The sequence below is a fragment of the Bradyrhizobium yuanmingense genome (assembly GCF_900094575.1).
Taxonomy (GTDB): domain Bacteria; phylum Pseudomonadota; class Alphaproteobacteria; order Rhizobiales; family Xanthobacteraceae; genus Bradyrhizobium; species Bradyrhizobium yuanmingense.
On record NZ_FMAE01000019.1, the window covers coordinates 16784 to 30126 of the forward strand.

5 protein-coding genes and 4 pseudogenes are annotated in these 13343 nt (G+C 57.5%); 6 read left to right on the forward strand and 3 right to left on the reverse strand.

The genetic code is table 11. From position 1 onward, the window contains the following. Position 1 precedes the first annotated feature (1 nt). The 3 genes and pseudogenes from GA0061099_RS35230 to GA0061099_RS35240 form a co-directional block, all read right to left on the reverse strand. A pseudogene (locus GA0061099_RS35230) lies at positions 2-523 on the reverse strand (transposase); the annotation flags it as partial. Between the two features lie 111 nt (positions 524-634). After that, the gene (locus tag GA0061099_RS35235; RefSeq protein ID WP_074448339.1) at positions 635-2062 is read right to left on the reverse strand and encodes an MATE family efflux transporter; all 1428 of its coding nucleotides are present in this window, start codon (positions 2060-2062) and stop codon (positions 635-637) included. Continuing rightward, positions 2055-8519: a non-ribosomal peptide synthetase gene (locus tag GA0061099_RS35240; protein ID WP_245311235.1), complete on the reverse strand. Its 6465-nt coding sequence runs from the start codon at positions 8517-8519 to the stop codon at positions 2055-2057. Before GA0061099_RS35240 ends, GA0061099_RS35235 begins: the two co-directional genes overlap by 8 nt. 550 nt (positions 8520-9069) lie before the next feature. On the opposite strand from GA0061099_RS35240, the gene GA0061099_RS42870 reads away from it, so the two are divergent. The 6 genes and pseudogenes from GA0061099_RS42870 to GA0061099_RS35275 all read left to right on the forward strand — a co-directional run. After that, entirely contained in the window at positions 9070-9201 is a 132-nt protein-coding gene (locus tag GA0061099_RS42870; protein WP_271540336.1) for a hypothetical protein, read from the forward strand. Between the two features lie 867 nt (positions 9202-10068). Then, positions 10069-10284 carry a hypothetical protein gene (locus GA0061099_RS35250; RefSeq protein WP_036031483.1) on the forward strand — a complete coding sequence of 72 codons (216 nt, stop codon included), beginning with the start codon at positions 10069-10071 and terminating at the stop codon, positions 10282-10284. A gap of 1070 nt (positions 10285-11354) precedes the next feature. Then, the gene (locus GA0061099_RS35255) at positions 11355-11555 is read left to right on the forward strand and encodes a hypothetical protein (RefSeq protein ID WP_036031486.1); all 201 of its coding nucleotides are present in this window, start codon (positions 11355-11357) and stop codon (positions 11553-11555) included. Between the two features lie 123 nt (positions 11556-11678). After that, positions 11679-12254: pseudogene (locus GA0061099_RS35260) on the forward strand (IS701 family transposase); the annotation flags it as partial. 2 nt (positions 12255-12256) lie between these two features. Beyond that, positions 12257-12791, forward strand: a pseudogene (locus tag GA0061099_RS39500) (transposase); the annotation flags it as partial. 28 nt (positions 12792-12819) lie between these two features. After that, a pseudogene (locus GA0061099_RS35275) lies at positions 12820-13343 on the forward strand (transposase); the annotation flags it as partial.

A 13343-nucleotide genomic window follows, 5' to 3' on the forward strand; every position in this document is an offset into this window, starting at 1 on the left:
CCTTGGCGCCTTCACAGATGCCGAGGATCTTCCGGAACCCCTCAGCATTGACCGCCGAGGCCACCAGCAGCGACACGTTGCGACCCTCACCAGCCCCAGCTGCGCTTCATCACGATGCCGTCGAGGTAGAGATACGGATGCTCGCCTTCGATCCTGCGATTCCGCCACGCCTCGATCTTGGCATAGATCTTCTTGTTTAGATTCGACACTGTGCTCGGGCTGACCGGGGTGCCCCACCGCGCCTCCGTGATGTCTTCGACCCGCCGAACCGAAATCCCGGCCAGATACATCTCGATCAGCGCCTCCTCGACCGAGCTCTCCCGCCTTCGGTAGCGCTCGATAATCGCCGTCTCGAAACCTTCAGATTGAAGTCGCCCGCCTTCGTGTGCAGCGTTCGCTCGTAGCTGCCTGCCCGCGTGTCCTGCTGGGCCGGGCTGCGCTCATACCGCCCAGCACCGCACAGCTGGTCCGCTTCGGCCTCCAGCATCGCGTTCAGTGTCTCTTCCACCGTCCCGCGGACCATCTCCCCCAGGTGATCTCGAATCCGGTTACGCTCGTCATTTTCTTGGAGCGCAACGCCTCGTCGGCTACGTAGGCTCGATGCGCTGGATTCCCGATGATGTTCGTTGTCAGCTCAACCCGCGATCTCGATCGCTTTTGAAGCGGGGTGCCGGAGCGCTCGTCCGATCTGAGCGAATTGGTGGAACATGACAAATAGCGCGATCATTCCGGTGCCCAGCTCAGCGATTGCTTGACTGGCCAAAAGTCCGTTGAAACCCCACATGAGCGGGAACAGCAGTACGGCCGGTATGAAGAGATATCCCTGCCTCGCCAACGAAACAACTGCACTGAGTCGTGCTCTCCCGAACGACTGAAGCATCGTTGTCACGACGCTCTGAATACCAAAAAGCCCAAAAAAGAGATGGAAGACGATGCAGGTCGAGACCGCAATTTTCGTGACATTCTCGCTATCACTGAACAGCCCGACCAAGGGCCGGGCAAAAATCACAATGGCCGCAGAATAGGCAACGGAAAGAGCGACAGTCATCGAAAGCATCAACTTCGCAGCCTTCAATACGCGAGCAAAGTCTCGTGCGCCCCAACCGAAACCCAGGACGGCTTGAGAGCCTATACAGAAGCCGGTGACAGGCAGTGCGCCGATCGTCAGCAATCGCACAGCTATTCCCACGGCGGCGATCGAATCGTCGCCGAACGGCGCAGCAGCTCCGTATAAGAGCATAAAGCTAACGGCAGATAAAATGCTGGTTATACTCGCCGGCGCCCCTATGAATGCGAGCTGTCTGATGCGATCTCCTCGCACTGAGATGTGAGATGCCCTGACGCGGACTGTTCCGCGATCATTCATAAAATACGCGATATAGAGGCTTATGGCTGCGATCTGAGATACCAGCGTTGCGAGGGCTGCGCCTCGCACGCCCAAGTCTAGTAAGAATATGAAGACCGGATCGAGCACCGCGTTCAGGATGAAGGCGGTCATCATCGTCCACATGCTGAATCGTGTGTTACCCTCGGCTCTGACGATGAAGCCGCTGACCATGTTTAGAAGCATCACGGTGTACCCGAACAAAAGCGTCGCCGCGTAGTCGAGCGCCATGGGCGCAATGGTTGGAGTTGCTCCGAGCGTTACAAAGATCCCTCGCAGGTTTAGAAGCAAAGCGACAGTCAAGGTGATGCCGAATGGCGCGGCGAGCGCGAGCGCGGTGCTCGCGCCTCGGCTCGCCTCCAGGTAGTCACCAGCGCCAAAATGACGAGATATGAACGACGCTGTTCCAACCCCGATTCCCTGTCCGACTGCCGTAAGCAAGACCACGATGGGCAAGGTCATGCTGACAGCTGCCATCGCCTGCACGCCAAGTGCGCCAACAAAGACAAAGTTGACGACCTGCTGAGACGCGTTGATCGATAAGCCAATAATAGACGGAATGGCGAGCCGCAGCATAAGGCTCGAAAGGTTGGGGTCCGATAGATTGATGTGCTGCTTATTCCTTGGCATTACATCGCGATCGTTCTCGACGGCGAAATCCGTATCTGGATTATCCATGGATTACTGCGTCGTCCACTTTTCCGAATTCGTTGATCGTCTGCAACAGCTCCTGTTGCAACACCGTGCAAAGATTGCGGGTCATTTCATAGCCGAGCTTGGTCGAATTGTACGTCGTATCGATCTGTAGACGGCCGTCTCGATATCCGACACTGAACCAAAAGAGGTATTTCACAGCCGCCTCATCTACATCTTGGCCAATCCAGAGTGGAGAAGGTGCCTTGGTTAGGAGACGTCGTGGAAAGTGGCGCTGCAAACCCGCTCGATAATTCAATCCAATTTTGGGTAAGGGCAGGCGATCGATCCGGCTCCGCACGGCTGGATCTCGATTTAGGAATTTCATGGCCCGAAAGCCTATGCCGCTGCGGGGCATGGCATTGCGCTGGCGATATATTGAACGAGCACGATCGGCACGGAGCTCCGATCTCGCGAGAATCAAGGGAAGCGGAACCATCTCGCTGACAACCCCGATAATCTGAGATGGATCGAGATCATCAAAGAGCCGACCTCTGGTTGAAATAAGGCTATCAATCCAGAGCGAATAGTTGCCGAAAACGCGTCCAAAGGAACCAGATATGGCGGCAAGAAACACATCAAAGTCCTGACAGTCCGCAGATCTGGCTGCAATATTGAGGAGATCAGCTGTGGCGATTCTATCAATCTCGAAATGGTACTTGGCCTGATCTTCCCAAAGCGCTTGGCAGTTCGCCTCATCCGTGCGGCCTTCAAGACGTGCATAGTAAAGCTCTCTCGCACTCACTTCCGAAAAGCTCGCGCCGCCCGATGAAGTGTCGCTGACGTGCAAACCGAACTGATCGTAGTCGATGCTCTCCCAGTATTTGAGTTCGGTTGGCGCTTCGCTGTTAGCGTAGTGCTCGAGGCGCTTCAACCATCCAGAGAGCGTTTGTATGCTCTCGGGACCGCTCACGGCGTGGCCTGAGGCAAGGGCGTTGTACGCCGCATCCAATGCTTCCAAGAACAATCGATAGCCTATCCCGTCCGCCACAAAATGATGCATCAAGACCAGCAGATAGTAATCGCCCCTTTCCGATGTGCGGAACGCCGTGACGTGAACAAGAGACGTCTGGCCATCAAACCGAAAGGTATGTTGACGTCTTGCAGAGATGCTTTCGATGGCCTCACGCTGCTGTAGGCCGGTCATTCCGACAAGATCGATTTCCTCAACGAGGCGTTGGGCCACAGAAGGTTTTATTGTCAGGCGTAGACCATCGTCGATTCGGGTAATACGGAGTCTGAGGCCTTCGTGCCTGTCTATGACCTGGGTAAGGGCACGCTCCAGGAGCGTGATATTCAGGACCACGCCGGGCAAGAAGAACAGATCGCCGATGTTGAAATGCTCGTCAAAGCCTGAAAGACGGTTCCAAGATGAGATTGCGGGGGTAACTCGCAATGAGCCATCTGCGGAAGGGGAGCTATGCAGTGTAACCGCCGCTCCCGCTGCCGCCAATTCCCTGATGGTGGGTGTTCGATAGAGTTGATTGACAGTGAGATTTAACCCCGCTTTGCGCGCCAGCGTGACGCAGCGCACGCTCAGAAGGGAGTTTCCGCCGATATCAAAGAAGCTCCGATCGATTCCGACCCGCTTAGCGCCTAATAGATCCTGCCAGATCCCAGCAAGGATAAGCTCCTCCCTCGTGCAAGGTTCAGCAGATCGAGAAGGCCCGAATTCGCGGTAAGGAACGGACGACAATCGAGCTCGATCTACCTTTCCACTCGCCGTAAGGGGGATGCTGTCAACCAAACGGAAGGCGGAGGGAATCATGTAGGATGGCAATGTTTGGCGCAGGTGGGTGACAAGATCTCCAGAACTTAGACTTTCGCGAGCCGGAACCACGCTTGCGCTCAAGCGACGCTGGTCATCCATGCCCTCTGCGAAGACTGCAGCCTTTGCGATTGCCGGATGTGACTCGAGGGCTGTTTCGACCTCCTCCAGCTCGATACGAAAGCCGCGAACCTTGATCTGGTTGTCCGAGCGGCCGAAAATCTGGAGGAGACCGCTGGTTGAGATGCGTGCGATATCGCCAGTTCGATAAAGAACGCTGTATTGTCCGTGATCATGCGGATTGGGTACGAAACAGCGGTTGGTCCGATCTTGATCCTGCCAGTACCCAGCGCTCAAGCAGCGTCCCGCGATGCACAATTCGCCAGAAGCTCCGACAGGGACTCTCTTCAAATGAGCATCGAGCACGTAGAGCTTGACGTTATCGATTGGACGCCCAACAGGGACGAGCGACGAGCCGTCGTGGTCCGACGTATCATAGACTGCTGCATTGGATGCACATTCCGTAGCACCATAGAAGTTCCACAAGGGCACGTCCGGGAAATGCGCACGCCAGCGAACGGGGAGCGAGGAAGGCATCGGTTCAGCGCTGCTTGTAACCAACCGCAAGGTCGTCGGTTGCGGGTGCCGTTCCTGGGAAGCAATGAGGCCGGACAAAAGCGGCGGCGAGGCAAATAAGCGTGTCACGCGATGTCTAGCCAGCGTGCACAACAATAGATCTGGATCCAGCAACTGCTCTTGGGTCAGGATCAGCGCGGGTACACCTCTCAGAAGTCCCCCAAGGTACTCCCAAGCGGAGGCGACAAGTGATGCGGACTTCTGGACAGCTATGACGTCTGTACTATCGAAGGGAAAGCGTCGCCACATCCAGTGCAATCGATTGAGAATTGCCGACTCTGGTATAAGAACCCCCTTCGCCTTTCCGGTTGAAGATGACGTGTATATAAGGCTTGCAATTCGCTGAGCCGGCGGTGTGCCGTCGCGCTCAAGCTTCTGCGCTGGCGCGCAGCTCCCTCCCAAGGTTAATAGACAAATCGACGGCATGTCAAAACCGAGGTCGAACCTATTTGCGTGAACCAACAGCTTTGCCTGACTATCTCGGAGGATGTGTTCGATGCGATCACGTGGATAATCGGGGGATATAGGGACAACAATGGACTGCAATGCTCGTGCGGCAAGAATAACAGCTGCCACGTCGGGCGATCGGTCGACCAGCATGGCGACCATATCACCAGCCCCTAGGCCCGAAGCCAACAGTTGCGACCTGATAGCTGTTACACGCTCACGCAGGTGGTTGAATGTGATTTCACCGAAATCACCAAAATACGCCACTTGGTTGGGATGGGAGGCACTTATTTGCTCGAACGCTTCAATAAGCGGACATTCATTCGTATATGGCTGCACCGCCCCATCCAGCGAGTCCAGCATCGTGATATCTGACGCGCTGACGCAACTCAGATCGTTAATTGGCGCAAGCGGCTTCTCAATGCAGGCTGCAATCAGACAGCGTAAATTCTCTGCCATGCGAAGAATCAGATCGCTGGAAAATATGTCTTCCGCATACGCTAGCTGAAGGGCAATTTCGTCGCCCTGCTCTTGTGCGTACAATGTCAGGTCGAATTTTACATAGCCGGTGTCATATTCGCGGAATGACAGATCCAGCTCATGTGGGCCATGTGGCTCCGCGGCCTCGGAGTACATGTTGAACATGACCTGGAAGATCGGCGATCGATCCGCTTCGCGATGTAGCTGGGTATCCCTTACCATCCAGCCGAAAGGATATGCCGAATTTGCGATGGCATCGCTGACCAAGCTATGGATGCGCAAGGCATGAGCTGTAAAGGACTGCTCGACATCGATCGCGGTGCGGATTGGCAGCATATTGAGGAAAAAGCCAACAATATCAGCGCTGCCAGGTTGATCTCGTACCACGTGCGGTATGCCAACGATAATATCGTCCTGACCGCTATACATCCGCAGCAGCAGCTTGAAGCATGCCAGGAGTGTTGTCGAGGTGGTGCACCTATGTCGATACGCAAACTCCCGTATCTGATTGGAGAGCTCGCTATCAAGCAGCACCGGATGCGAGGTGCCGCGATAGGAATTGGTCTGCGGCCGCGCGCGTCCCGTTCCAAGCGAAAGCACCGGCGGATTATCACCGATTTGACCACGCCAATAGCTCCGTTGGTTGGCCAGCGCCTCTGGGGTAGCGTGCTGGGCTTCCCAGACCGCGTAAGTCGAGAGTGACGCCCGGTTCTCTGGCAAAAACGCCGCGGCATCCTCGTACCTTTGCCGAAGGTCCCTAAGTAGAACTGAGATCGACCAGGCATCGATGATAATTTCGTGAGCGGTGATTAGTATGAGATGATTGTCAGGGCCAAAACGGATCATGCGCGCGCGAAACAAATGGCCTTGGCAGAGATCAAAGCTGCCGTTCAGCTCCATTCGCCGTAACTCAGCGACCAACTCCTCCGCTTGCTGAGGTGTCAGATGAGATGCATCAGTCAATTCAAGAGCGCATTGCGGAGCCTCAAAAAGCTGAACCGGACCGTCCTCGTCGATAAAGCGGGCCGAAAGTGCCTGATGGGCATGAATGACATCGCTCCAGGCGCGATTGAATGCGGCCAGATCGATGAGATTCCTAATTCGTATTCCACCTTGAATGACGTAGTTCCGGGCAGACGGATCGAGCTGCGAGAGAAACCATAGGTGCTCCTGAACCCGCGTCAGAGGCGATCGCGCAAGCTTTCCGGTTGCCGGGGCTATGCACGGTTCGGATTCGATTTGGGCCGAGATCGAGGCCGCAAGAGATCGGATCGTTCCATTCAGGACGAGCCTGAAATCCGGTCTCACTCCGAGCTGGATCTGCAACTGACCCAATATGAGCATTGCCCGGAGCGAGTCGCCGCCGAGGGTTATGAACTGGTCATTCACGCCAATGTTCCCAATACGTAGAACGGCGGACCAGATCTGACACAGCTTGGCTTCGAGCTCTGTTTGCGGCTCCTCAAATGGCGTCGGCAAGAGAGGGCGGACACTGGTCGGGTCCGGCAATGCTCCAAAATCAACCTTTCCGTTTCTTGTCAGCGGAATATCGTCGACGTGGATGATCCGTTCTGGAAGCATGTAGGTGGGAAGCGCTTCGGCAAGAAAGTCCTGAAGCTCGCTTTGCGCCAGTTCAGCCGGAGCTGATACATACGCGAAGAGGCGTCTCGAGCCACTTTCTTCCCCCCCGGCCCTCGTTATATCTCTCGCCGTAAGCTTTACGCCTGCGCAGGAGGCGACCACGACGGCGCCGCGCACTAAATGATGCGCGGAGAGGCGGGCTTCGATTTCTCCCAACTCAATTCTGTGCCCGCGGATTTTGACCTGACGATCCCGTCGACCGAGACATTCCAAAAGGCCATCAGAACGAACGCGCCCGAGATCACCTGTCCTGTATAGGCGCTGAAAGGATGGGTCGCTTGAGAACGGGTTTGGCCCAAAGGCATCCTTGGTGCGGACATCGTCATTGACGTAACCAGCAGCGACACCAACGCCGCTAACACAGATTTCGCCGACCTCGCCCGTGTTGCACAGCCGCGGTCCGTCGGCGACATAAACCTCAAGGTTCGAAATCGGTTCGCCGATCGGAACATAAGAGTCAGCCAGCCCAGGCGGCACGGAAACCAGATGATGCGTAACTCCGTCTGCGCACTCGGTCGGCCCATAGTGGTTAAGAATGGGGACCTCGGGATACAAGGCAAGCCAGGCGCGCGCCAATCCGGGTGTTAAGGGTTCTCCGACCGTAGAAATGATTCGCAAGCTCAGAGCCCGCTCAACCGCCGCAAGCGACTGCAGATAGTCAACAAAAACTGCAAGCATCGAGGGAACGAATTGAACAACCGTCACGCCGTTACCTTGAATTGCTTTGAGGAGGGTCACCGGCGATCTCAGTGTCGTATCATCAATAATCGCGACACAGCCTCCTACGCAAAGCCCTGCCAGCAGCTGCCACAGCGATATGTCAAAGCAGTGCGATGCCGTCTGAGCGATGCAATCGGTCCGAGAGAGGGCTAAGGCATCAATCTTTGCCGCCAAATGATTGTTTAGGGCTGCGCGCTCGATCATTGCGCCCTTAGGCTGGCCGGTCGAACCAGACGTAAATAGAATGTAGGCGGGCCCATTATCACTTGACGATGGCACCACAGACGAAGTCTGACCCTGTCGTAACGCCGCCTCCATCGGCATGAATGGCGTGGCGCCCTTGCTATTCGGCTGGAACAGGCCGAGCGAATCCAGCTGGTGTGGGCCAATAATCAGAGCGCAGCGGCTCTGCTCGATCATGAATGATGCACGCGAAACCGGCAACGACGAATCGAGCGGCAGGTACGTTGATCCAGCTTTCACGATTGCAACTACCGCTGTCGCCCAGTCGAGGTCGCGCTCACCCCAATAGCCGACGACCGCATCGTAGGTACCCTGCGCTCGTAAGGTCCTTGCGAGGGCATCCGATCTTAATCGCAGCGCATCGTAGGTGAGTTCGGCTGCCCTGTACCTCAGCGCAACCCTCTCTGGATGCGATAGTGCAAAGCGATCAATCGCCTTGATCGCATCGATAGGTTGACGTTCCACGCCGGATCGAGTTTCTATAGGCATACGCGTCCCGCCAATCATCCCCTTCTGCGGCCCTCAAATCAGAAACTTGTTGGTAGCCCCCCCGCGTTCACGCAATTGCTCTGCGGCCAGAATCGCGTCATTCGGATCTGTCCCGGGCCGTTTGGTCTTGCCATACTTCCCGGAAACGACGAGGGCATTCTTATCGCCATCAAAGCAGTTCTGCAGCAGTGAAGTACACTCAGTGAACTGAACCCTCGCCGACCCACAGCAACTGACGTGCCAGCCTTGGCAAAGACAATTCATGCGCTTTGCGCCGGCCCGGCGGCGGCCTCGCATTTTTGTGTCAGGCTCCGAACATATTGGGCGTCTTCAACCGAACAGTGTCATGTCGGGTTAACTGCCGTCGTGGCTGGACAAGACGTAACCGGTATGAGCTCCCACGTGGCAGGGATCAGCAGGTGCGTGCGCAGCGCCATTCAGTATTGGACCCAGCGCCTCGACGGCCGCTGGAATATCGAGGTGGGCATTGCAGAAAGTCCTCGGTCTCGGCAAGCGGCTCGTCTTCCTGGGGTTCGTAGAGATAACCTTGTAGACGGGGAGCCGGATGATGCCCAGCACGTTCTCGCCGCACAAGATCGACAACGCTATACGCGACCTGGAGCAAAAAGTCGCTTACGGTGCAGAAATCAGCCATGAGGAGCTTGCGAGCGGCGTTCTGCGGATTTCGAAGCATCTTTGAGATGAACTCGAAGCTCCGCTCAAGGTAATCGATAGTCTAAAGGATCACACCGGCCCCGGTTCGGCAGGCCGCTCGAGGTGGGTGGCCCCTTCGATCTAAACAGCGGGAAAGCTAGCGGGGCGGAGACAGCGCTAACTCCCCACACGGCCAGCCTCAAGCAGCGAAATAAGCTGACCTGAGCTTATCGCTCGCAGAACGAGCATAACTACCGTAACGGGGCTTAGCCCGCGATTGAAGCAGCGCGGGCGCGCCTCGGCGCCGACAATGCGAGCGCCGCTGTCCCTGCCACACCCGCGCTGCCGTAAAGCTCGCGGCAGCGCGCTGTCCCTATCACGTGCCTCAGACTTCGGCGGCCAGCCTTCGCCCGTGGATTGGCAAGGCTGACCGGGCTAATCCCAAGGGGCCAACAAAGCAATATCGTTGAAAAGTACCGGAGGGCACCTATCAGCACCAGTGGGTTGCCGCGCCCCCGCGGGCATGCCACATCAGAGCGCTGGGCCTGCCATTGTCGAGCTGGCTCCACTCATAGGAGTAAGCGCCGTGCCCACGACGGAAGTGGTAGCGGCAATCCAAGCATTCACGGATTACGTCCGTAGGCCAAGCCATACACCGGCAGAAGACACGTACGGGCCACAGCGAACTGAAGAACAGCTGGCCGATTGGCGATCCCGGGTCGAAGTTATCTGCTCAAAAATGAACGCGGTAGCGGATTGCCCTCTTTCGACCTTATCCGAATTCGAGGCGCTCAGACGCGAGATGGGGACAGATTTTCCCGCAACGCCACCCGCTTTACTCAACCGTGTAGCGGACGCCTTTTACGCCGTGGTTCGGCGGATGCCGGCCCCTTAATCACGACGGAGCCGGACGATGCCTAGCACATTCTCGCTGCACACGATCGACGAAGCTATACGCGACCTGGAGCAAAAAGTCGCTCACGGTGCAGAAATCAGCCGTGAGGAGCTTGCGAGCGGCGTTCTGCGGATTACGAAGCATCTTCGAGATGAACTCGAAGCCGCGCTCAAGGTCATCGATGGCCTAAAGGATCACACCGGTCCCGGGTCGACAGGCCGCTCAAGGTGGTAGCCCTTTCGATTTAAACAGCGGGAAAGTTAGCGGGGTCTGGCGGGGACAGCGCTAACTCCCCACACGGCCGGCCTCAAAGCAGCGAAAGAAGCTGACCGGGAGCGCATCGCTCGCAGAACGCGGCATAACCATGATAACGGGGCCTAGCCCGTGGGCCGGAAGCAGTGCGGGCGCGGCTTGGAGTCAACCGACCGGGGACTGAAACCGGGCAGCTAGTCCCTGCCCCGCCCGCACCGCCAATGAGCTTAGCGTAAGCGTGACTCGGCGCATGGTGGTCCTTCAGCTCATGCGCTGTCGCTGCCACGCCCCCGTTAAACTCAAACGATTCTGTATCGGGGCTAGCTTACTGAAAGCTGACGACGCTACCGCACCAACTTCGGCGGTGCGTTGGAGACCATTGACGTCTTCGTCATTGTGGCCGATGGAAAAACAGAGCAGGTGTTCAAGCCGTACGGCGATTCCTACGAACACGCGAACGGAACGATGGAGCTCGAGTCCATCGAGTATTTCAGCGGAGGCGAAAGCCGCTACTGGGCCTGGGTTGGCAGGATGAGCGAATCCGCGGCGGTGACGAATTGGCGCACGCGCGGTCTTCGGGTGCGGGTCCGCAACATTCAAGTCGAGGGACGGAGATATCGGAGAGGCTCTTCACGAAGGTCAAGCCATCCTACGGAAGGTTCAGCACCTACTAGGCTAGGTCGGCGAGATCTACATCAATCCCGAGAGCGTAATTCCCAACGCGCGGCGGGACGGCTTCGAGGAGAGCGGTGCGTGGCTGGACATCCAGTCGGAAGTGATCACGACCGTTTGCGCGCCCTTGGCATCGGAGGCATATACGGCCTCGCAACGGGGACAGCTCGACGTCGAAAGGGTCGTCAACGACACCGGCGATCTGGTGAAGCGAGGCAACAGCCTCGCCGAAAGCACTAGGTCGTCGTACGATCAGGTCGTCGAACTGATGAATTCGGCGAGGAGGCTGCGCCGGCGCGCTGCGTCGGCGCTGAAGATCGTCGACGATCTCGACGCGAGCGGCCGTCGACGAGGGTCACCCGTATCGCCAAAAATGGGTGTTGCTCAAGGACGCCGCCAAGTCCGTCGAGACGCAAGCGCGGATGCTGGTGGGACGCTTCCTCGAAGAAGACGATAAGTTGACGGCGCTCAAGGCGCGCTTGAGGGAGGAAATTCTTCAGGAAGTCTTGGACGTCATCAACGCGTATGTCGATCCGGCGACCTATCAGAAGATCAAGCGCCAACTGACCAGGACCAGATAGTGGCCTTGCATCGGTTGAGGTAGATTGATCCCTTCATGGCCGCCAATGCTTGCGGAGACCGGTGGGATCTTAGGCTAGCATTACAGGTGCATTTTATTGAAGGTTCTGAATCCATGGGCGACCATGATTCGGGATATGATGATTGGTGGCGCGTCGGTTGAAGATACGCTGACGCTGTGGGCTTCGTCGTTGCGAGATGCCAAGCAACGCATCCGTCCGCTGTTTACGCAGGAGCGGGTCGCGGCCTCGGCGGGGCAGTTTCTCGACGGACTGTTGGGCAATGAGCCGCGCAAGACGGGTTGGATGCGGGCGGAAGCGGCCGGCGATCCAGGCCCGTGGCGCCAGCAGGCGATCCTGGGCCGAGGACAGTGGGATGCCGATGCGCTGCGCGACATTGTGCGTGAGTACGCACTGGAAACACTTGGCGATGAGGACGCGGTCCTGGTCATCGATGAGACCGGCTTTTTGAAACAGGGCAAGACCTCGTGCGGGGTCGCACGCCAGTACACTGGCTCGGCGGGCAAGATCACCAATTGCCAGATCGGAGTGTTCGCCTCCTATGTGTCGCGGCATGGTCACGCCTTCATCGACCGGGCGCTCTATTTGCCAAAGGAATGGACGGACGACCCCGCTCGCCTGAAGGCAGCGCATGTACCGAGCGATGAGGGCTTTGCGACGAAGCCCAAGATCGCGCCCGCCTGCGCGACAGCGGCGTGCTGGATTTGATAAATGAAGCCTTGGTTGAAATTGTGCGTAAGCTTGCTGGACGGGAGCCGCAACCAACGGCGGCGATCATCGACAGCCAAACGGTCAAGATGGCCGAGAGCGGAGGGCCAGCGGCTTTGATGCGGGCAAGAAGATCAAAGGTCGCAAGCGCCACATCGTCACCGATACACAAGGAAATGTGCTGAGTGCCATCGTGCACCCGGCCAATGTTCAGGATCGAGACGGTGCGCCGACAATTGCACACTTGTTTGCTGACCGCGGCTATGCCGACGAAAAACTTGAAAACGCGCTCCGGAAACTCGACGGACCCACCGCCCGGATGACGCAAAGGGCTTCGTTATTGTTGCCCGACGCTGGGACGTCGAACGCACGTTGGCATGGCTCAACCGCTGCCGACGTCTAGCCAAGGATTGGGAGACCTCTATCACCTCGGCCGAAGCATGGCTCTTTATTGCGTCGACCCGACAACTGGTGCGCCGCATCGCCAGATCCGCCAACCTCAACTCATGAATTTTGAGTCAGATGGGGTATTCGGCCTGTCGGCGACGATCTCGTGCTGGTCGCCGCGATCGGGGTTGACGGCGAAGGCAACAAGCATCCGCTGGCACTGGTGGAAGGGGCGACCGAGAATGCCGCAACGGTTCAGGCCCTGCTGGACAACCTGGTCTCGCGCGGGCTCGCCCCGACGGTGCCAAGACTGTTCATCGCCGACGGCGCGAAGGCGTTGTCGAAGGCGATCCGCCGCACCTTCGGTTCGGCCGCTGCGATCCAGCGCTGCCAGATCCACAAGGCGCGCAACATCATGGAACGCCTGCCGAAAGAGCATCATGCGGCCACCCGTCGCGTGCTGCGCCAGGCCTGGGAGCTCGATGACGCCGACAAGGCCGAAAAATTGATCCGCAATCTCGCGCGTCGACTCGACCAGCAATGGCCCGGCGTAGCGGCGAGCATCCTCGAAGGCCTCGACGAAATCCTGACCGTCGTCCGGTTGAAGCTGCCGAAGGAGCTTCGTCGATCGCTCGCCTGTACCAACATCGCCGAGAACATGATGGGCACCATTCG